The organism is Caulobacter sp. GW821-FHT10A10 (genome assembly GCF_059415745.1).
This window is the reverse complement of the sequence record NZ_JBWKNV010000004.1, coordinates 383,088-403,619: the sequence shown is the minus strand read 5'-3', so window position 1 is coordinate 403,619 and position 20,532 is coordinate 383,088. Positions and strand designations below refer to the sequence as shown.

The window sequence follows — 20,532 nt, the reverse complement described above, 5'->3', positions numbered from 1 at the left end:
CCGCCATGTTCGACGCCCCCATCGAGGCGACACCCGTTTCCGCAACGGCTGTATCGGAAGTCATCGTGACCGGCGCGCGCCTGCCGCCGTCGGCGGGGGAGGGGGCCTTCGCCATCTCGACCCTGGCCGATCCGGCCTGGGCGCGCTCGACCCGGCTCGACGAGCAGCTGGCGCGGGCGCCGGGCGTGTCGCTGTTTCGGCGCACCTCCAGCCTGGCGGCCAATCCGACCACGCAGGGCCTGTCGCTGCGGGCCATCGCGCCGTCCGGGGCCGGGCGGGCGCTGGTCACCCTCGACGGGGTGCCGCAGAACGACCCGTTCGGCGGCTGGGTGATCTGGGGCGGCCTGCCTTCGGAGACCATCCAGGACGTCCGCATCGTCCGTGGGGCCGGCGCACAGGCCTATGGCGCGGGCGCCCTGACCGGCGTCGTCGCCCTGACCGGACGCGACGGCGGCGCCGAGGTGCTGGAGGCCGGAGCCGAGGCCGGCGGACTGGGCTACGGCCGCGCGGCGGTCACCGCCGGGGCCGGCGGCGTCCTGGCCAGCGTCTCGGCCGAGCGCTCCGACGGTTGGACCCCGGTCCGCGAGGGACGCGGCGCGGCCGACGAGGCTCTGGCGATGCAGGCCTGGTCGGCGGCCCTGCGCTACGACACGCGTCTCGCCGCCGGCCCGGCCCTGGCCGCCCGCGTCGCCGCCTATGACGAGAACCGCCGCTCGGGCCTGTTCGGCGCCGACGCCCGCTCACGCGGCGCCCAGGCCAGCCTGACCCTCGCCCAGGCGCCGTCGCCATACCGGAAAGGGTGGCGGCTGCAGGCCTGGACCCTGGTCAGCGACCTGCAGAACCGTTCGGTCGCCGTCGGAACCGGCCGCGCCTCGACCACCCCCGCCAACGACCAGTACGAGACGCCGGCCTACGGTTTTGGCTTCAACGCCGCTCTGCGCGGCGTGCGCGGTCCGATCGAGTGGGAGCTGGGCGCCGACGTCCGCGCCGCCGAGGGCGAGACCCACGAGCGCTTCCGCTACATGTCCGGCCAGTTCACCCGCCTGCGCGAGGCCGGCGGTCGCACCACCACGGCCGGCATCTACGCCGACGCCAGCTGGACCGCCGGACCCTGGCTCGCCACCGGCGACCTGCGCCTCGACCACTGGCGGGCCTTCGACGCCCGCCGCCGCGAGTTCGACGCCCAGACCGGCGCGGCCACGCTCGACGAGACCCCGGCCGGCCGCAGCGCGACCACGCCCACCGGCCGCGTCGGCCTGCGCCGCGATCTCGGACCCGGCTTCCTGCGCGCCGCCGCCTATGCCGGCTTCCGTCCGCCCAGCCTCAACGAGCTGCACCGCCCGTTCCGTGTCGGCAACGACGTCACCGAAGCCAACGCCGCCCTCAAGCCCGAGCGCCTCTACGGCGTCGAGGCCGGCGGCGGCGTGGAGGGAAGGGCAGGGAGCCTCACCGCCACCCTGTTCCTCAACCGGCTCGACGACCCGGTGGCCAACGTCACGATCGGGACGGGGCCGGCCACCTTCCCGACGGCCGGCTTCATCCCGGCCGGCGGCGTGCTGCGCCAGCGCCAGAACGTCGGCCGCATCGACGCCGTCGGGCTGGAACTGGAAGGCCGCGCCAACCTCTCCGAGCGCCTCGCCCTGACCGGCGCGGTGATGGCGACGAGGGCCGAGGTCGACGGCGGCGCCGACGCCCCGCAGTTGACCGGCAAGCGCCCCGCCCAGGCCCCGCGCCTGGCGGCTTCGGCTGGTCTTGAATGGAAGGCGGCCGAGCGCCTGGACCTCTTCCTCGCCGCCCGCCACGAGGGCGCGCGGTTCGACGACGACCTCAACACCCGCCGTCTCCAGGCCGCCACGACCCTGAACCTCTCGGCCCGCTACGCCGTCAACGCTTCGACCCGCCTGGAGCTCGAACTGCGCAACGCCCTCGACGCCGAGGTCGCCACCGGCCGCACCGGCGACGGGACCACCAGCTATGACGCGCCGCGCAGCCTGCGGGTGGGCGTCGTCTACGTTCGCTGAATGGTACCGCTAAAAACAAAAGCAAATTTATTTATTCTATTGACGCGCCCCCGCGGAACGTGATGACTTCGGTCTCAAGCGATCCGGACGCGGCCTCGACGCCGCTCCAGGATCCGGGAGGGAACCATGACTTTCAGGCCTAGCCCTGGCGCGAGCCCGCGCAACCGATCTTCCCGCAGTAACGACTGAGGCCTTCGTCGCCTCGCGGTCCGCCGATCCACCCGCGCCTTTCCCATATTTCCTGCACGCGGGAGCCAAGGGATCGGCGGACCGTCTTCCTTCTTCTCCCCATTTCCGCGTGAGCCCATGAAGCGCCTCGTCTCGACCCTGGCGGCCGCCGCCCTGCTGGCCGCAGCGACGCCGGCCCTGGCCGACGATCCGCCGCCGCCGCTGCCCGACAACGGCCTGGCCCGCACCCCGCCGATGGGCTGGAACAGCTGGAACAAGTTCGGCTGCAACGTCGACGAGACCCTGATCCGGCGCATGGCCGACGCCATGGTCTCGTCGGGCATGAAGGACGCCGGCTACGACTACGTGGTCATCGACGACTGCTGGCACGGCGAGCGCGACGCGCGCGGCGACATCCAGCCCGACCCCAAGCGCTTCCCGAGCGGCATGAAGGCCCTGGGCGACTACATCCACTCAAAGGGCCTGAAGTTCGGCATCTATTCCGACGCCGGCCTGAAGACCTGCGCCGGCCGTCCCGGCAGCCGCGGCTACGAATACCAGGACGCCCGCCAGTACGCCGCCTGGGGCGTCGACTACCTGAAGTACGACTGGTGCATGGCCGGCACGCAGGACGCGCCGTCGTCCTACTACATCATGTCGGCCGCGCTGCAGGCCACGGGCCGCGACATCGTCTTCTCGATCTGCGAGTGGGGCGGCTCCAAGCCGTGGCTGTGGGGCGCCCAGGTTGGCAATCTCTGGCGCACCACCGGCGACATCTACGACGCCTGGGAGGGCGTGAAGGGCTACAGCCTGGGGATGCTCAACATTCTCGACAAGCAGGCCGAGCTTCACCCCTACGCCAAGCCGGGCCACTGGAACGACCCCGACATGCTCGAGGTCGGCAACGGCGGCATGAGCACCGAGGAATACCGCGCCCACTTCAGCCTGTGGGCCATGCTGGCCGCGCCGCTGATCGCCGGCAACGACATCGGCCACATGGACGCCGACACCAAGGCCATCCTGACCAACAAGGAGGTCATCGCCGTCGACCAGGATCCGCTCGGCGCCCAGGCGCGGCGGGTTTCCAAACAGGGCGACCTGGAGGTCTGGGCGCGGCCGCTGAAGGGCGGCGGCCGGGCGGTGGTGCTGCTCAATCGCGGCGCGGCGCCGGCGGAGGTTCGCGTGGACTGGCCGATGCTCGACTATCCTGCTACTCTGTCTGGCAGAGTTCGTGATCTTTGGACGGCCAAGGACCTTGGCCCACGCAAGGGCGGCTACGCGGCGCAGGTCGCGCCGCACGGCGTGGTCATGGTCACGGTCTCGCCGTGACCTTATGAATAAATAAAAAGTGTTTTTTAATTATGGCGCGCCCAGCGGACGCAGGGTAAGCCATCGGCGGAATATGTGACGGCGCACAGTCGCCGAGCGTGCGACAGGGAGTGTTGGGTGATCCAGATCGGGATCGATTTCGGCGGAACCAAGATCGAGGCGGCCGCCCTGTCGTCTGACGGTCGCGTGCTTTCGACCCTCCGCACCCCCACGCCCGGCGACTACGACAGCGCTCTGGCCGCCGTGCGCGACCTGGTGGCCCGCACCGAGCAGGCGGCCGGCGGTCGCGGCACGATCGGGGTCGGCGCTCCGGGCTCGGTGTCGCCGCGCACCGGCCTCGTGCGCAACGCCAACACCACCTACCTGAACGGCCGCCGGTTCCGCGAGGATCTGGAGGCCGCGCTCGATCGTCAGGTGCGCTTGGCCAACGACGCCAACTGCCTGGCCCTGTCCGAGGCGACCGACGGCGCGGCCGCCGGGGCGCGGGTGACCTTCGCGGTGATCATCGGTACCGGATGCGGCGGCGGCGTCGTGGTCGACGGCAAGCTGGTCGAGGGCGGCAACGGCGTCGGCGGCGAGTGGGGCCACGTTCCGCTCCCCTGGCCCAAGGCCGAGGAAAACCCCGGTCCGCAATGCTGGTGCGGCCGCAACGGCTGCCTGGAGACCTGGATCTCGGGCACCGGCTTCCGCCGCGACTTCCGAGAGCACGGCGGCGCCGATCTCAGCGGCGCGGCCATCGTCGAGGCCGCCGCCGGCGGCGACCCGGTCGCCCAGGCCGCCCTCGACCGCTATCTCGACCGCCTGGCCCGGGGCCTGGCGGTGATCGCGGACATCGTCGATCCGGACGTCTTCGTGCTGGGCGGCGGCATGTCCAATGTCGACGTGCTGTACGAGCGCCTGCCGGGCCTGGTGGGGCCGCATGTCTTCACCGACCGCTGGGAGAGCCGCATCGTCAAGGCGCGCTGGGGCGACTCCTCGGGCGTGCGCGGCGCGGCCCGGCTGTGGAACCAGGCCGACTGGTCCAGCGATGTCGCCGCCTGACGGCGCCAGGAGGAGGGATCGCCCGATGCGGACGCCCCGCCTCCTTCTCGCGGCGCTGCTGACAGCGCTGGCAACTCAAGCGGCCGCCGAACCGGCGCGGGTCTCGACCAAGGCCGGCGTCCTGGTCGGCGAGCAGCGGGCTGACGGAAGCACGGCCTTTCTCGGCGTGCCCTTCGCCCGCCCGCCGGTCGGCGATCTGCGCTGGAAGGCGCCGAGCCCGCTCCCGGCCTGGGCCGGCGAGCGCCCGGCCCTGAGGTCCGGCCCCGCCTGCCTCCAGACCTCGCGCGGCTGGAACGCCGCCGACGCCGCGCGGTCCAGCGAGGACTGCCTCTATCTCGACATTCGGGTTCCAAAGCACGCAGCCGGGGCGAAGCTGCCGGTCATGGTCTGGGTGCACGGCGGGGCCAACCACGCCGGCTCCGGCGCGGGCACGGTGGAGTCCAGCCTGGTGGACCAGGGCGTCATCCTGGTCAGCGTGCAGTACCGCCTGGGCGTGTTCGGCTTCCTGTCGCATCCGGGCCTGACCCGCGAGCAGGGCGGAACCTCGGGCAACTACGCCCTGATGGACCTGATCGCGGCCCTACGCTGGGTTCACGACAACGCCGCCGCCTTCGACGGCGACCCCGACAACGTCACCCTGTTCGGCCACTCGGCCGGCGGCCAGGACGTGGGTCTCGTTATGCTGTCGTCTCAGGCGCGGGGCCTGTTCGCGCGGGGAATCCTGCAGAGCGGCCTGCCGGGCTTCGGCTTTGCGCCGCGCAGCCTGAAGCAGAACGAGGCGATCGGCCTGCAGTTGGCCAAGGGCGTCGGCGCGCGGTCGCTGGCCGATCTGCGCAAGGTCGCGGGTCCAGAACTCCTCAAGGCCGCCGAAGGGCTGAAGGCGCCGATCGACGACCAGGGCTTCATCTGGACCCAGGCGGTTGTCGATGGCGTCGTGCTGCCCAAGGCGCCCGAGGCGTTGCTGGCCGACCCGGCCGTCAAGCCGATGATCATCGGCTCCAGCGCCCGCGAGATCGCCCTGTTCGGTGGCGACCCGAAACAGGCGCGGGCCTGGATCGGCGCGACCTTCGGCGCGCGGGCCCCGCAGGTGCTGGCGCTCTACGGCCTTGACCGAGATCCGCCGCCCGCCGCCGATCCGCTGCGTGGCGACGCCGTGCTGCAGCTGGCCACAGACCGCATGTTCCGCTGCCCCGCCGCCTCGGTCGCCGCCCTGCGCCTGAAGGCCGGCGGCGAGGTCTGGCGCTATGAGCTAGCCGTTCCGCCGCCTGGCCAGGCGGTCGTCGGCCATGGCTCGGAGCTGACCAACGTCTTCGACCGTCCCGCTGAGGGCCGCCCCCCGATGCAGGCCTATTGGGCCGCTTTCGCCCGGACGGGAGATCCCAACGCCGCCGGCCTGCCACCCTGGCCGGCCGAGGACGGCGCGGCCCGCCGCCTCGTCTTCGCCCCCGACGGGCCAAGGGCGGAGGAGGGCGACGAGCCGGCCTGCCGGTTCCTGACCCGGCCCTAGAACACCCAGCAACAAGCGGCGTCCAAGCCGCGCGCGGAGGAGGAAACGGAAATGACGACCCGCTCGAAGTCCGTCTTGAAGCATGGCCTGCTCACCGGCTGCGCCTTGGCTCTGCTGGCCTCCGCCGCACTGGCCCAATCCTGGGGACCCTACAACGCCGAGTTCCCGGCCGGTGGCGACGGCCTGTCTCGCCCGCTGGCGGGCGCCAGCGAAGGCCAGATCCTGCCAGCCGGCGCGCCGTGGTCGCTGTCGGCCTGGGTCAAGGTTGCCGAACCGTCGACGGCTCCGGCCCTGGCGGCGGGGATCGGCGATCCGGCCAGCGGCCGCTTCCTCGCGGTCGGACCCGACGGCTTCGCCGCTGTCGCCGCTGGAACCCAGACCCGGGGCGGCGAGGCGCCCAGGCCCGGAGACTGGCGCTTCGTCGCCGCCGTCTCGGACGGCGCCAAGGTCACCCTCTATGTCGACGGCAAGCCGGCTGGGCAAGGGGCCGCGCCCGCCGCCGCGACGCCCGCGCTCGTCGCCCTCGGTCCGCGCAAGGCCGCCGGCTTCGCGCCCTTCGCCGGCCAGGTGGCGGGTTTCCGCGCCGAGGCTCGCGCCCTGTCGGCCGATGAGGTGAAGGCGCTGGCCGCCGCCAAGCCCGATCCGCTCATCGTGTTCGAGACCGGCAGCCCGACCTGGCCCGTCCAGGTGCGCCAGATGTACGGCCAGATCAGCCCGCAGGAGGCCTGGACCCGTCCCCAGGGCAAGGGCGCGATCTCGGCCCCCGTCGCCAAGCCCGCCTATGCCGGCCCGGCCCTGGTCGATGCCGGCCCCGGCGCCTGGACCCTCAAGCGCTGGAGCCTGGTCGAGGCTCCGAAGGTAGAGGCGGACGGCGAGGCGATCACCTCGCCAGGTTTCGACGCCAAGGCCTGGTACGCCGCCACCGTGCCCGGCACCGTCCTGACTACCCTGGTGGATCGCGGCGTCTATCCCGACCCCGACTACGGCCTCAACAACACCGCCATCCCGGAAAGCCTGAACAAGCAGGCCTACTGGTACCGCACCACCTTCGACGCCCCCGCCGCCGTGGCCGGCAAGCGCCCGCGCCTGACCTTCAAGGGGGTGAACTACGCCGCCGAGGTGTGGTTGAACGGCGAAAAGCTGGGCGACATGAATGGCGCCTTCGCGCGCGGCCGCTTCGACATTGCCGGCAAGCTGAAGCCGACCGGAAACGTGCTGGCCGTGAAGGTCTCGCCGCCGACCCATCCAGGCCTGGCGCACGAGGAGTCGCTCACCGCCGGCGTCGGCGAGAACGGCGGCATGATGGCCCTGGACGGCCCGACCTTCGTCGCCAGCGAGGGCTGGGACTGGATCCCCAGCGTCCGCGACCGCAACACCGGCCTGTGGCAGGACGTGGTGCTGGAAGCCTCCGGTGACGCGCGCCTGGGCGACCCGCAGGTGGTGACCACGCTGCCGAAGGCGGACAACAGCCTGGCCGAGATCGAGATCGTCGCCCCGGTCGAGAACCTGTCCGACCATCCTGTACAGGCCACGGTGACGGCTGCCTTCGACGGCGTTCGGGTCAGCAAGACGGTGACCGTCGCGCACGGCGCTGGCCAGGTTCGACTGACGCCCGCCGAATTCCCGCAACTCGCCGTCCCGAACCCCAGGCTCTGGTGGCCCAACGGCTACGGCGACCAGACCCTGCATGAGCTGGTCCTGACCGCAGCCGTCGACGGCCAGCCCTCGGACGAGAAGCGTCTGCGCTTCGGCATTCGCCAGATCACCTACGAACTGTCGCTGATGAACCCGTCCGGCCACCTGCGCCGCGTCGAGGTGGACTTCAGCAAGGCCCGGCAACTCGGTCAGGACGTCACCGACGGCTCCCACGAGGGCATCCGCAAGGTGGTCGACGGCTGGGCGACCTCGTTGACCGCCCAGGGCGACGCCTCGGAAGCCGTCAAGGACGTGCCCGAGACGGGCCTCGCCCCGTACCTGGTGCTGAAGGTCAATGGCGTGAAGATCGCCGCGCGCGGCGGAAACTGGGGCACGGACGACTGGCGCAAGCGCATCGAGCGCGAGCGCCTCGAACCCTATTTCCGCCTGCACAAGGAGGCCGGCCTCAACACCATCCGCAATTGGGTGGGCCAGAACACCGAGGAGCCGTTCTACGACCTGGCCGACGAGTACGGCCTGCTGGTGCTGAACGACTTCTGGGCCTCGACCCAGGACTACCAGCTGGAGCCGCAGGACGTGCCGCTGTTCCTGAAGAACGCCGCCGACGTCATCGCGCGCTATCGCAATCACCCCTCGATCGCCTTGTGGTTCGGCCGCAACGAGGGCGTGCCGCAGCCGATCCTCAACGAGGGGCTGGAGGCCCTGGTCCACGACCTGGACGGCACCCGCTGGTACACCGGCAGCTCCAACCGCGTGAACCTGCAGAACAGCGGGCCCTATAACTACCGCGAGCCCGAGACCTATTTCAGCGACCACGCCAAGGGCTTCTCGGTCGAGGTCGGCACGCCGTCGTTCCCGACCCTGGAAGCCTTCCAGGCCGCCGTGCCCGCGCCCGACCGCTGGCCGATCAGCGATACCTGGGCCTATCACGACTGGCATCCCACCGGTAACGGCGCGACCAAGACCTTCACCGACGCCATCGCCAGAAAGCTCGGCGCGCCGACCAGCCTCGAGGACTTCGAGCGCAAGGCCCAGCTGATGAACTACGAGACCCACCGGGCGATGTTCGAGGGCATGAACCAGGAGCTCTGGACCAAGTCCTCGGGCCGTCTCCTCTGGATGACCCAGCCGGCCTGGCCCTCGACCATGTGGCAGATCCTCAGCCACGACTACGACACCCACGGCGCCTTCTACGGGACCAAGACGGCCTCGGAGCGCGTCCACGCCCAGATGAGCCTGGCCGATCACGCGCTGGCGGTGGTCAACAACACGACCGCGCCGGTGGTGGGGGCGAGCTTGCGGACCCGGGTGCTCGACCTGTCGGGCAAGGTGTTGTCCGACCGGACCGACGCTGTCGACGCCGCCGCCAACGCCGTGACGCCCGGCCGGACGCTCGACCTTGGCCTCAAGGCGGGGGAGGCGGCCGTGGTGCGCCTCGACCTGACCGCCGCCGACGGCGCCGTGCTGTCGCGCAACCTCTATTGGATCGGCCAGGACGACGCCGGCGAGCGGCGACTGTCAGAGATGCCGGCCCAACCGGTGAGTTTGGCGGCCAAGGCCGGCAAGGCCGCGAACGGGGAGGGCGTCGTGACCGTCGCCCTGGCCAACACCGGCGCGACCCCGGCCCTGAACGCCAAGCTGACCCTGGTCGACGCCAAGGGCGAGCGCATCCTGCCGGCCTATTATTCCGACAACTACGTCTCGCTGCTGCCGGGCGAGAGCCGCACCGTCGAGATCCGCTTCCCGGCGGGCGCCAAGGGGATGAAGGTCGCCCTGCGCGGCTGGAACGTGAAGCCCCGCGTGGAGACCGTCCGATGAACCGCCGCCTGCTGCTCGCCGCCGGTCTCGCCTTGCCGGGGATGGCCCTGGCCCAGACCCCGCCGAGCGAGGAGGAGGTCCGCCTCCACACCGACTGGCCGTGGCTGGCTCGCTATCGCGACGCCAATGCGACCGACGCGGCCCTGCCGGCGGAACGCCGTCGCTGCGTGTTCATCGGCGACTCCATCACCCAGGGCTGGAAGGACGCGCGGCCCAGCTTCTTCGAGACCAACGGCTTCATCGGGCGGGGCATCGGCGGGCAGACGACGCCGCAGATGTTGCTGCGCTTCACGCCTGACGTCGTCGCCCTCAAGCCGGCTGCTGTGCACATCCTGGCGGGCACCAACGACATCGCCGGCAACACCGGTCCGTTCGACCCGGTCGCGACCCGCAACAACCTGTCGGCCATGGTCGCCCTGGCCAAGGCGGCGGGGATCCGGGTGATCCTCGGCTCGATCACCCCGGCGGCGACCTATCCCTGGAAGCCGGCCCTGCATCCCGACGTCGAGATCCCGCGCCTCAACGCCTGGATCCGGGGCTTCGCCGCCGAGCAGGGGGGCGTGTTCGCCGACTACACGGCGGTGATGGACGACGGCCGGGCGGGCATGAAGCCGGGCCTGGCCTACGACCAGGTGCATCCGACCCAGGACGGCTACGCGGTGATGGAGCCCGTCGCCCTGGCGGCGGTGAAGGCGGCGCTGGGTTAGCATCCAATTTAGCTCGTCATCCCGGGCGGAGGTCCGCGAAGCGGGCCGCAGACCCGGGCCCCAGGGGCGACCGCAGTGCGCCGGCCCCTGGGTCCCGGCTTTCCGCTACGCTGCGGCCGGGATGACGATAAAAGGTGTGCGGGAGGGTAGGGGGGCGCCCCTAGTCCTCGCCCCGCAGCTTCTTGTTCAGCGCCACGCTGGCCTCCATGCGGGCCAGCTGCTCGGGGCTGGCTGGCGCCTGGTGCTTCGCTTTCCACTCGGCCTGCGGCATGCCGTAGATCGCCTCGCGGGCCTGGTCCTTGTCGAGCGCGCCTTCCGAGGCCTCGTGCACCCAGTCGGCAAGGCAGTTGCGGCAGAAGCCGGCCAAGCCCATCAGGTCGACGTTCTGGGCGTCGGTGCGCAGGCGCAGGTGCTCGACCAGCCGGCGGAAGGCGGCGGCGGCCAGGCGGTCGTCGATCTCTACGGACATCGGTGCTCTCAGGTCTTCTGCAGCGCCGCGCGCGAGGGCAGCAGGCGCTCGATGATCGGCAGGATGGCCGCGCCCATGGCCGGGGCGTCGGCCGCCAGGGCGGCGCGCTGCACCGGGGCCAGCGACGGCACGCCGGGCACGGCGGCCAGCTTGGCGTTCAGGGCCTGCGCCAGGCGGTCGACCAGGGTCTCGGGCAGGCGGCCGCCCATGTAGACGGCCTGCGGGTTGATCAGGCAGCTGACGGCGACCATTGGACCAGTCAGCAGGTCGGCGGCGAGATCGATCCAGGCCTCGACCAGCGCCTGGCCCTCGGCCGGCAGGGTCTCCAGCTCGCCCGGCGCGGTGATGACGACGCCGTTGTTCTCCAGGAACTGGGCCAGGGCCGACAGCGACACCGCCTCCTGCAAGGTGGCCACGTCGATGCGCGGCGAGGTCACCGGCAGGAAGCCCAGCTCGCCGCTGCGCCCTTGCGCGCCCCGGAAATACTCGCCCTCGACCACCAGGCCGCCGCCCAGGCCCGAGGTGACCAGCACGTAGAAGAAGCTGGGCGCGTTCATGCCGTGGCCGAAATGCAGCTCGCCCAGGGCCGCGGCGGCCGCGTCGTTCTCGACGGTCACCGGCAGGTCGTGGCGGCGCGACAGCAGTTCGCGCACGTCGGTGCTGTTCCAGGCCCCGTACTCGGCGGGGCGGTGGGGCAGGTCCACGCGGGCCATGTCGTCGGGCATGGCCACGCCCACGCCGATGATCCGTTCGGCCTGCACGCCCTCGGTCTTGAGGAAGGCGTTCCAGTTGGTCTCGAAGAACTCGACCACGGCGTCCGGCCCGGCGAAGGCCACTTCCCAGGTCGAGCGCGCCCGCACCTGGCCGGCGAAGTCCAGCAGCAGGATGGTGACGTGGTCACGGTCGATGTTGAGGCCGATCGAGAAGCAGCCGTCCGGATTGACCGCCAGGGTCATGGCCGGCTGGCCCCGGCCGCCGTGCAGCTTGCCGGCCTCCAGGATCAGCCCGTCGTCGAGCAGGCGCTTGGTGATGTTGGTGATGGCCGGCACCGTCAGTCCGGTCAGGGCGGCGATCTCGGGCTTGGTCTTGGCGCCGCCGATGCGGATCGACTGCAGGGTGACGCGCTGATTGTAGTCGCCCGCGCGCTCCAGATTCGTGCCCGACAGGCTGGGGCCTGCTTGCGAGGTCTTGCGGGCGGGGCTTTTGGGCGACTGGCTCATCTGCGGTCTGGCTTAGCACCTGCGGGACGAATAACGAAACCGACTTGGTCGAGAAGGCGACACCCAGGGCGACGACATCGGTCGGCGGCAATAAGCAAAGTCTCTTTCTTTTATCCCTTGCGCCGACGATGCGCCATCGTCACGGTCCGGCCCGATCAAACGGGGGAGACGATCGGGTGAGGGCGAGGATCGCGCGATGGGCGGGCGCCGGGGCGGCGCTGGCCGTGATCTCAGCGGCGGGCCCAGCCTTGGCCGGCTTTTCCGTGCGCGACGGCAAGCTGGTCGACGCCTGCGGCGACGTCTTCACAGCGCGCGGCGTCAATCTTCCCCACGCCTGGCGGCCCAAGGCCACGGGCAAGGCCATCGGCGAGTCGGCGGCCCTGGGCTCCAACACGGTGCGGGTGGTTCTGAGCGACGGGACGCGCTGGCGGCGCACCTCGCCGGGGGCCGTCCGCCGGATCATCGCCAAGGCCCGCCGCGCCGGCCAGGTCGTCATTCTCGAAGTCCACGACACCACCGGCTACGGCCTGGAGCCCAAGGCTGCCCACATCGGCTCGGCCGTGGCCTATTGGATCAGCCTGCTCCCCGTGCTGCGCGGCCAGGAGGACTACGTCCTGGTCAATATCGGCAACGAGCCTACGGCCGGAACCACCACGGGGGGCCAGTGGCTTGAGGCCCACCGTACGGCGGTGATCGCCCTGCGCGCGGCGGGCCTGCGCCATATCCTGGTGATCGACGCCCACGACTATGGCCAGGACCGCTCGGGGACCATGCGCGACAAGGCCGCCGAGCTCTTCGCCGCCGATCCGCTGAAGGCCCTCGTCTTCGACGTCCACATGTACGAGGCCTACGGGACGGGCGAGGCCGTGCAGCGCTACCTCCAGGCCTTCGCCGACGCCCGCCTGCCGCTGATCGTCGGCGAGTTCGGCCCCGACCACCGGGGCGAGCCGGTCGACGAGGAGGCCATCTTCCGCCTGTCGAACGCCATGGGCGTCGGCTATCTGGCCTGGTCGTGGTCGGGCAACGCCCCCGAGGTCGCCGACCTCGACCTCGTCGAGCGCTTCGACGGCCGCCGGCTGACCCCCTGGGGCCAGCGCTTCTTCCACGGCCCGGGCGGGGTGGGCGAGACGGCGCGGAAGTCGCGGGTGTTCGCGGGCTGCCGCTAGGGGCAGGGTTTCAAATCTGAAAATCATCGTCATCCCGGCCGAAGGACCGCGTAGCGGGCCGCAGAGCCGGGACCCAGGGGACTGGGTCCCGCGCCTGGGGTCGCCCTCCGGCGGTGGCCGTCGCACTGCGGCCGCCCCTGGGTCCCGGCTCTCCGCTTCGCTGCGGCCGGGATGACGACCTGAGGAATTGCAGGGGGAGCTTGGACCCTAACTCTTCTTGGCCGCCGCTGACTCCGCCAGCACGCGCGACAGGATGGTCAGCAGTTCGCGGCCGGCGATCTCGTCCAGGTCGCCCAGTATGCCGCGGGCTTCGACCGGCAGGTGGTCGGCCGCGTCGCCGTCGGTGCGGAAGACGTAGTGGTCGAACATCGCCTTCCAGGCCTGGCGGTGGGCCGGCGGCAGGCCACGCAGGGTCAGCATGGCGTGCATGAAGGCGTCGCGCGGCGCGCCCCGGCCCTGGTTGTGGGCGGGCCACCAGTAGTTCACCAGCATGTTGACCGGATCGAGCGAGCGCACGTGGTGCCACCACAGGTACGGCACGTAGATCGCGTCGCCGGCTTCCAGCTCGACGGTCTGGGCCGCCTCCAGGGCCTTGGCGAAGCGCGGGAAGCGCTCCAGGTCCGGGTTCTCGAACTCCACCAGGCTGATGGTCGCCCCGGCGGGGGTGCGTTCGAACGGGCCGATATAGAGGTTTTCGACCTGATCGGGCGGGAACAGGGTGAAGCGGCGGCGACCGGCGACGACGCAGGCGATGTTCTCGTACGGGTCGTTGTGGGCCGCGACGATGACGCGGTTGCCGATCCACACCCGCGGCTCGACCTCGGGGCCGAGCAAGGGCAGGGGATTGGCCTGCGCGAAGCCGGGCAGGGCGTTCCAGGTGGGCACCGACTGGGCTGCGAGGGCGTCCTGCTCGCCGCTGGCGGCGTACTGGGCCAGGAACGAGAAGGTCTTGCCCAGCCGCGCCCGGCCGCTGCGGAAGTTCATGTCGAACAGGGTGTCGCCGTAGAACAGCCGGCCGCCCGCCTCGGCGGGGGCGAAGACCGTGCCGACCGTCTGGCCGGCGTCGAAGCCCGAGAGATAGTCGAACAGGGCGACATGGCCCTGGCGTCCGGCCTCGACCACCGGCCAGTGCGCCGCCAGGCCCCGGATGACCACCGGCTCGGCGGCGGCCGTCAGGGCCGCGAGCGCCTCCGGAGAGGCCGCGTTCGATTCGCGGATCTGTTTCACTGGCGAAGCCTCCCCCTCGAAGGTCGTCACCCTTCGGCGGGGCGTACGGAAGGCGGAATGTGTCTGTCAGGCAACAGCGGTTGGCAAGGCTCGCCGATTAAACAAAATAATTTTATAAAATGCTGGCGCGGGGACAATTGCTGCGGTTATGAAACGATAAGCGCCCGCGTCGAGACGGGCGCGACGGGAGGAAGCGCGACGCCGAGCTCGCTTGGCCAAGGCTTCCCACACATCGGCGGCGAACGCCGTCATTGCCAGGACGCAAGCCCTGGAAACTTGAGGGGACGCGCCCACGGCGCGACCTGGGAGGGGACGAGCTATGAGAACTACGCGAATCCGCATGGCCGGATGGATGGGCGGCGCTTCGGTCGCGGTGCTGCTGAGCGCGGCCCCGGCCCTGGCGCAGGAGACGGTGTCGACCGCTCCGGCCGCATCCCAGGCCTCGTCTTCCGACACCGTCGAAGACAACGCTGTCGAAACCGTGATCGTCACCGGCCAGCGCGCGGCGCTGAAGTCGGCCCAGCAGATCAAGCGCGACGCCGACACCATCGTCGAGAACAGTCCGTTCGAGGACTGGACCCACTGGCTGCCCTGCGACCGCGCTTGGGCCGTGCCCTGCGCCCGCGCCGGCCGCTTCACGCCCTTCACCCGCTCGACCGCCCGCGAGGCCGGCTGGCAGTGGCGCATTCCGCTGCAGCACCGCACCGGCAACGGCTACGTCTATTCCAGCGCCCATATCAGCGACGACGAGGCCGCCGCCGTGCTGCTGGCCAATCTCGACGGCGAGGCGCTGGACGATCCGCGCCAGGTGAAGTTCAAGGCCGGCCGCCGCACCGCCTCCTGGACCCGCAACGTCATGGCCGCCGGCCTGTCGAGCGGTTTCCTCGAACCCCTGGAATCCACCAGCATCTACCTGATCCAGATCGCGGTCATGAACCTGCTCAAGCTCTTCCCCGGCAAGCGGGTCGAGCCGGCCCTGGTCGAGGACTTCAACCGCCGGGTCGACATGGAATACGACCGCGTGCGCGATTTCCTGATCCTGCACTACCACGCCAACACCCGCACCGACGGGACGCTGTGGAAGCAGTGCCGCGAGATGCCGATCCCCGACAGCCTGCACGAGAAGCTGGAGCTGTTCCGTCATCGCGGCCACGCGCCCAACTATCGCGACGGTCTGTTCGCCATGCCCAGCTGGATCTCGGTGCTGCTGGGGCAGGGGGTGACGCCGCAGGGCTATGATCCCATGGCCGACAACGCGCCCCTGGCCCAGACCCTGGCCGAGATGGAGCGCCAGCGCGCGGCCATCGCCCGCCGGGTTCCGGCCATGCCCAGCCACGCCGAGTTCATCGACCGCCATTGCGCCATCCCGGCCCGCGCCGCCGCGGAGGCCATGGCGTGAGCGGGCCGGTGAAGACCGCCGTCGTCGTCGGCCGGGGCACGACCCCGTGGCTGACCGCCCTGGCCCTGCGCCGCGCCTTCGGGGCCGGCGGGCTTTCCGTCCGCGTCGTCGAGACCGGGCCGCCGACGCCCGGCCTGTCGCACGCCGGCGTGCCGGCCCTGGGCAATCTGCACCAGTTGCTGGGCCTGCCGGAGGGCGAGGTCGCGCGGCGCTGCGGCGCGGTTCCGTCGCTCGGCCAGAGGTTCTCGGGCTTTTCCGGCGACGGGACGAGCTTCCTGCATCCCTACGACACCCACGGCCAGTCGATCGACTATGTCGACTTCACCCATCACTGGGTGCTGGCCCGCCGGCGCGGCCTGAAGACGGCGCTGGAGGACTTTTCGCTCGGCGCGGCCGCCGCCAAGCAGGGGCGCATCGTCGAGGGCGACGATCCCGGCCGGCTGTCCGTCCCGGGCGTCGGCCTGCACGTCGACGCCACGGGCTATGCGGCGCTGCTGCGCCAGCACGCCCTGGCGGCCGGCGTCGCCGTCGACCAAGGCGCGGTGACGAAGATCGACCGCACGGACGACCTGATCGCCGCCGTGGTTCTGGAGGACGGGACGCGGGTCGCCGGGGACCTGTTCATCGACGCCGGCGATGGCGCCCTGATCGGCCAGATGCCGGGCGCGGGGTTCGAGTCCTGGAGGGACTGGCTGCCCTTCGACCGTGTCCTGCCGCTGGCCGGTCGCCGTCTCAGCCCGGCGCCGGCCTTCGCCCATATCGAGGCCGTCGACGGCGGCTGGATCGGGTTCTATCCGCTGCTGGACCGCACGGCGGGCCTGGCGGTCTACGACTCCCGCACCACCGACGCGGCGGCCATGCTGCGGCAAGCCGAGGCCGTTTCGGCCCTGGGCTGGCGGGCCGGCGAGTCTCTGGTCTTGTCGCCCGGCGTCCAGACCCGTCCGTGGATCGGCAACTGCGTGGCCGTGGGCGAGGCGGCGGTCGCCCTCGATCCGTCCGACGCCGGACCGCTCTACAGCCTGCAGGCGGCGATCTCGCATCTGGTGACGCTGTTTCCGGTCGACGCCGCCGGCGGGCCGGAGGCGGGCGCCTACAACGCCGCCGTGCGCGCCCACGCCGCCAGCCTGCGCGACTTCCAGGCCATGCACTACCGCCTGGCCAAGCGCCCCGGCGCGCCGTGGGAGGCTGCCCGCGCGGTCGAACCGCCCGCCGACCTGGCCGCCAAGCTGCGCCTGTTCTCCGCCCGCGGCGTCGTGCCGACCCGCGAGGACGAGGCCTACCAGGCCGCCAACTGGGCCGCCTGCATGATCGGCCACGGCCTGATCCCGCAGGCTCACGACCCGCTGGCCGAAGGCGTCGCCGAGGCCGAGCAGATCCAGGTCTTCCAGACCATCCTGCGCCGCATCGCGCTCGAGGTGGGCCAGATGCGCCCGCTGGAGGCCAGGCTCGCCGCGCTCGCGCCGCGTCCGGCTCCGGCCGCCCCCGCGCCCCTGAGGTTCACGTGACTCAAGCTGTCCGCAACATCGTGGTCGTCGGCGGCGGCACCGCCGGCTGGATGACGGCCGCCGCCCTGTCCCAAGTCGTCGGCACGCAGCGCTATTCGATCACCCTGGTGGAGTCCGAGCAGATCGGCACCGTCGGGGTGGGCGAGGCGACCATCCCGATGATCCTGCTGTTCAACAAGGTGTTGGGTCTCGACGAGGACGTCTTCATCCGCGAGACCAACGCCACCTTCAAGCTGGGCATCGAGTTCGTCGACTGGCGCAAGCGCGGCCACAGCTACTTCCACCCGTTCGGCCTCTACGGCGCCGACATGGACGGCGTCGGCTTCCAGCACTTCTGGCTGCGCTGGATGCGCGAGAGCGGCCAGACCGACCACAGCCTGTTCAACGCCGAGTCCCTGGCCGCCAAGGCCGGCCGCTTCCTGCGCGCCCCGCCCCAAAGTCTCGCGACCCTGCCCAAGATCAACTACGCCTTCCAGTTCGACGCGGCGCTCTACGCGGCTTTCCTGCGCCGCTACGCCGAGGCCCGGGGCGTGGTCCGCGTCGAGGGCAAGATCTCCGGCGTCGAGCGTGATGGGCAGAGCGGCCACGTCTCGCGCCTGGTGCTCGACGACGGCCGTACGATTGAGGGCGACTTCTTCGTCGACTGCTCGGGCTTCCGGGGCCTGCTGATCGAGGAGACCCTCGGCGCCGGCTACGACGACTGGAGCCAGTGGCTGCCCTGCAACCGCGCCGCCGCCATGCCCTGCGTCCGGGCCGGCGAACTGACGCCCTACACCCGCGCCACCGCCCGCGAGGCCGGCTGGCAGTGGCGGATCCCGTTGCAGCACCGCACCGGCAACGGCTATGTGTTCAGCGACGCCTTCATCGCCGAGGACGAGGCCGTGCGCCTGCTGGGCGAGCGCCTGGACGGCGCGGCGCTTGCGGATGCGAAGGTCCTGAAGTTCACCGCCGGCCGCCGCCGCAAGAGCTGGATCGGCAACGTCCTGGCCATCGGCCTGTCGAGCGGCTTCCTGGAGCCGCTGGAGTCGACCAGCATCCACCTGGTCCAGGCCGCGATCGCCAAGCTGCTGGCCCTGTTCCCCAAGACCGGCTTCGACCCTTGGGTGGTCGACAAGTTCAATCGCGAGATGTCGCTGGAATACGAGCAGGTCCGCGACTTCATCATCGCCCACTACAAGGTCACCGAGCGCGACGACACCGAGTTCTGGCGCTGGTGCCAGGCCATGGTGCCGCCCGACAGCCTGACCCAGCGGCTGGAGGTGTTCCGCAGCCGCGGCGAGGTGCTGGTCGGCCAGCAGGAGCTGTTCAAGGAGACCAACTGGTTCGCCATCCTGGCGGGGCAGGGGCTGATCCCGCAGGACTACCACGCCGTCGCCGACACCATCTCGTCGGACGAGCTGCGCCGGCGCGTGGGCATGATCCGCTCGGCAATCAATGAGCGCGTGGCCGGCATGCCGCCGCACGACCTTTATCTCGACAAGGCCGGCCTGCTGGGCGCGGCGGCGCGCGCCATGGTTCCTGCCTAACTGGTCGGACCATTCTTGCGATTGGTATGACTTCTCGTTGACAAGCCGGCCTCCATCGTCCGAATGCTAGCGGTAACAAAGAACGTTGGCGGGAGGCGTGGGTGAGGGGCTTGAAGACGTGGTTCGGGGCGGGCGCGGCCGTGGTTTCGCTGCTGACGGCGCAAATCGCCTCCGCCGAGATCCCCCGCCTGGAAAAGCACGGAACCAGCGCCCGCCTGGTCGTCGATGGCCAGCCGATGCTCGTGCTGGGCGGCGAGCTCGGCAACTCCAGCGCCTCCAGCCGCGCCTATATGGCCCGCCACTGGCCGCGGCTGAAGGCCATGAACCTCAACACCGTGCTCGCCCCCGTCTCGTGGGAGCTGATCGAGCCGAAGGAGGGCGCCTACGACTTCTCCAGCGTCGACGACCTGATCGCCGACGCTCGGGCCCAGGACATGAAACTGGTCTTCCTGTGGTTCGGGGCCTGGAAGAACAGCATGTCGACCTACGTCCCGGCCTGGGTGAAGCGCGACCAGGCCCGCTTCCCGCGCGTGCTGGCCCAGGACGGTTCGAGCGTCGAGATCCTGTCGGCTTTTTCGGATGAGACCCGCAAGGCCGACGCCCGGGCCTATGGGGCGTTGCTGGCCCACATCAAGGCGGTCGACGCCGATCGCGACACCGTGCTGATGGTCCAGGTCGAGAACGAGATCGGCATGCTGCCCTCGGCTCGCGAGCACGGCCCGGCCGCCGACAAGGCGTATGCGGCCGAGGTCCCGGCCGCCCTGATCCAGCGCCTGAAGACCGGCGGCGAGGCCGTGGAGCCGGAACTGCGCGACCTCTGGAAACGCAACGGGAGCAAGGACAAGGGCTCCTGGGCCGCTGTCTTCGGCGCCGACGAGGCCGGGCAGGAGGTGTTCACCGCCTGGTCCTACGCCCGCTACACCGAGGCCGTCACCGCCGCCGGCAAGGCCGCGTATCCGCTGCCGATGTACGTCAACGCCGCCCTGAACCGCACCGGCAAGAAGCCCGGCGAATATCCCAGCGGCGGGCCGCTGCCGCACCTGCTCGACATCTGGAAGGCCGGCGCGCCGAGCCTGGATCTGCTGTCGCCCGACATCTACTTCCCGAACTTCAGCGACCTGGCCGCCCGCTTCGTGCGGCCCGACAACGCGCTGTTCATCCCCGAGGCCAACAACGCCAGCGCCCCGGAAACCCCGGCCAACGCCTTCTACGCCTTCGGAAACCTCGACGCCCTGGGCTTCTCGCCCTTCGCTATCGAGAGCGTCAGCCCCGACGAGCAGAAGGCCATCGCCGACGCCTACGCCGTCCTGCGCCAGCTGACGCCGACCCTGCTGGCCGCCCAGGGCAAGGGAACGATGGCCGGCTTCAAGCCGCGCGTGCTGGAGGACGGGACGGTGCAGGACGCCCCCGTCAGCAAGGTGATGGGCGACTACCGCTTCGAGGTCGGCTTCATCGACCCTTGGACGTCCAAGGCCGCTCAGCAGCCCGCGACCCACGGCGGCCTGATCATCCAGGTCGGCCCCGAGGACTACTTGATCGCCGGCCGGGGGATCGTCGTCACTTTCGCCGGGGCGGGAAAGGGGCCGCCGCTGGCAGGGATCGACCGCGCCGAGGAGGGGGTGTTCGACGACCAGGGCCGCTGGATCCCCGGCCGCCTGCTCAACGGCGACCAGACCCACCAGGGCCGCCACATCCGCCTGTCGCCCGATCAGTTCCAGATTCAGCGGGTGCGGTTCTACCGGTATCGGTAGTTCTCAGCTCGTCATCCCGGGC

At 71.0% G+C, this 20,532-nt stretch carries 14 protein-coding genes and 1 pseudogene; 11 read left to right on the top strand and 4 right to left on the bottom strand.

The features are described from left to right. Window positions 1-5 precede the first annotated feature (5 nt). The 6 genes from AC07NS_RS13820 (at window position 6) to AC07NS_RS13795 (ending at window position 10,247) form a co-directional block, all read left to right on the top strand. The gene (locus AC07NS_RS13820; RefSeq protein WP_494604075.1) at window positions 6-2,021 is read left to right on the top strand and encodes a TonB-dependent receptor; all 2,016 of its coding nucleotides are present in this window, start codon (window positions 6-8) and stop codon (window positions 2,019-2,021) included. A 306-nt stretch (window positions 2,022-2,327) separates the two neighbouring features. Then, window positions 2,328-3,518: a glycoside hydrolase family 27 protein gene (locus tag AC07NS_RS13815; protein WP_494604074.1), complete on the top strand. Its 1,191-nt coding sequence runs from the start codon at window positions 2,328-2,330 to the stop codon at window positions 3,516-3,518. Between the two features lie 117 nt (window positions 3,519-3,635). Continuing rightward, a complete protein-coding gene (locus tag AC07NS_RS13810; protein WP_494604073.1) occupies window positions 3,636-4,559 on the top strand; it encodes an ROK family protein in 924 nt (307 codons plus the stop codon). A 25-nt stretch (window positions 4,560-4,584) separates the two neighbouring features. Continuing rightward, window positions 4,585-6,066 (top strand): carboxylesterase/lipase family protein, encoded by a 1,482-nt coding sequence (locus AC07NS_RS13805; RefSeq protein WP_494604071.1) that lies wholly within the window; start codon window positions 4,585-4,587, stop codon window positions 6,064-6,066. Between the two features lie 51 nt (window positions 6,067-6,117). Next, the gene (locus AC07NS_RS13800) at window positions 6,118-9,540 is read left to right on the top strand and encodes a glycosyl hydrolase 2 galactose-binding domain-containing protein (RefSeq protein WP_494604069.1); all 3,423 of its coding nucleotides are present in this window, start codon (window positions 6,118-6,120) and stop codon (window positions 9,538-9,540) included. Then, window positions 9,537-10,247: an SGNH/GDSL hydrolase family protein gene (locus AC07NS_RS13795; RefSeq protein ID WP_494604067.1), complete on the top strand. Its 711-nt coding sequence runs from the start codon at window positions 9,537-9,539 to the stop codon at window positions 10,245-10,247. The genes AC07NS_RS13800 and AC07NS_RS13795 overlap by 4 nt, the downstream gene beginning before the upstream one ends. A 16-nt stretch (window positions 10,248-10,263) precedes the next feature. On the opposite strand, the pseudogene AC07NS_RS13790 reads toward AC07NS_RS13795, so the two are convergent. From AC07NS_RS13790 to AC07NS_RS13780, 3 genes and pseudogenes are all read right to left on the bottom strand, one after another. After that, a pseudogene (locus AC07NS_RS13790) lies at window positions 10,264-10,380 on the bottom strand (hypothetical protein); the annotation flags it as partial. Window positions 10,381-10,407: 27 nt separating this feature from the next. Then, complete coding sequence (locus AC07NS_RS13785) at window positions 10,408-10,716, bottom strand: DUF1244 domain-containing protein (protein WP_494604065.1); 309 nt, start codon at window positions 10,714-10,716, stop codon at window positions 10,408-10,410. Window positions 10,717-10,724: 8 nt separating this feature from the next. Next, window positions 10,725-11,936: an ROK family transcriptional regulator gene (locus AC07NS_RS13780; protein WP_494604063.1), complete on the bottom strand. Its 1,212-nt coding sequence runs from the start codon at window positions 11,934-11,936 to the stop codon at window positions 10,725-10,727. Between the two features lie 248 nt (window positions 11,937-12,184). On the opposite strand from AC07NS_RS13780, the gene AC07NS_RS13775 reads away from it, so the two are divergent. Further along, on the top strand, window positions 12,185-13,102 hold the full coding sequence (locus tag AC07NS_RS13775; RefSeq protein WP_494604061.1) for a cellulase family glycosylhydrolase: 918 nt from the start codon (window positions 12,185-12,187) through the stop codon (window positions 13,100-13,102). Window positions 13,103-13,309: 207 nt separating this feature from the next. Here AC07NS_RS13775 and AC07NS_RS13770 read toward each other — a convergent pair whose 3' ends face one another. Beyond that, entirely contained in the window at window positions 13,310-14,329 is a 1,020-nt protein-coding gene (locus tag AC07NS_RS13770) for a cupin-like domain-containing protein (protein ID WP_494604059.1), read from the bottom strand. Between the two features lie 340 nt (window positions 14,330-14,669). On the opposite strand from AC07NS_RS13770, the gene AC07NS_RS13765 reads away from it, so the two are divergent. From AC07NS_RS13765 to AC07NS_RS13750, 4 genes are all read left to right on the top strand, one after another. Beyond that, window positions 14,670-15,728: a tryptophan halogenase family protein gene (locus AC07NS_RS13765; RefSeq protein WP_494604057.1), complete on the top strand. Its 1,059-nt coding sequence runs from the start codon at window positions 14,670-14,672 to the stop codon at window positions 15,726-15,728. Beyond that, entirely contained in the window at window positions 15,725-17,233 is a 1,509-nt protein-coding gene (locus AC07NS_RS13760) for a tryptophan 7-halogenase (RefSeq protein WP_494604055.1), read from the top strand. The genes AC07NS_RS13765 and AC07NS_RS13760 overlap by 4 nt, the downstream gene beginning before the upstream one ends. Beyond that, complete coding sequence (locus tag AC07NS_RS13755; RefSeq protein ID WP_494604053.1) at window positions 17,230-18,759, top strand: tryptophan halogenase family protein; 1,530 nt, start codon at window positions 17,230-17,232, stop codon at window positions 18,757-18,759. Before AC07NS_RS13760 ends, AC07NS_RS13755 begins: the two co-directional genes overlap by 4 nt. A gap of 101 nt (window positions 18,760-18,860) precedes the next feature. Further along, window positions 18,861-20,510 carry a GH35 family beta-galactosidase gene (locus AC07NS_RS13750; protein WP_494604051.1) on the top strand — a complete coding sequence of 550 codons (1,650 nt, stop codon included), beginning with the start codon at window positions 18,861-18,863 and terminating at the stop codon, window positions 20,508-20,510. Window positions 20,511-20,532: the final 22 nt, after the last annotated feature.

Coding starts and splice junctions, on each gene's coding strand:
- AC07NS_RS13820 (WP_494604075.1), top strand. CDS start 6: ATGTTCGACGCCCCCATCGAGGCGACACCCGTTTCCGCAACGGCTGTA.
- AC07NS_RS13815 (WP_494604074.1), top strand. CDS start 2,328: ATGAAGCGCCTCGTCTCGACCCTGGCGGCCGCCGCCCTGCTGGCCGCA.
- AC07NS_RS13805 (WP_494604071.1), top strand. CDS start 4,585: ATGCGGACGCCCCGCCTCCTTCTCGCGGCGCTGCTGACAGCGCTGGCA.
- AC07NS_RS13800 (WP_494604069.1), top strand. CDS start 6,118: ATGACGACCCGCTCGAAGTCCGTCTTGAAGCATGGCCTGCTCACCGGC.
- AC07NS_RS13795 (WP_494604067.1), top strand. CDS start 9,537: ATGAACCGCCGCCTGCTGCTCGCCGCCGGTCTCGCCTTGCCGGGGATG.
- AC07NS_RS13785 (WP_494604065.1), bottom strand. CDS start 10,716: ATGTCCGTAGAGATCGACGACCGCCTGGCCGCCGCCGCCTTCCGCCGG.
- AC07NS_RS13780 (WP_494604063.1), bottom strand. CDS start 11,936: ATGAGCCAGTCGCCCAAAAGCCCCGCCCGCAAGACCTCGCAAGCAGGC.
- AC07NS_RS13765 (WP_494604057.1), top strand. CDS start 14,670: ATGGCCGGATGGATGGGCGGCGCTTCGGTCGCGGTGCTGCTGAGCGCG.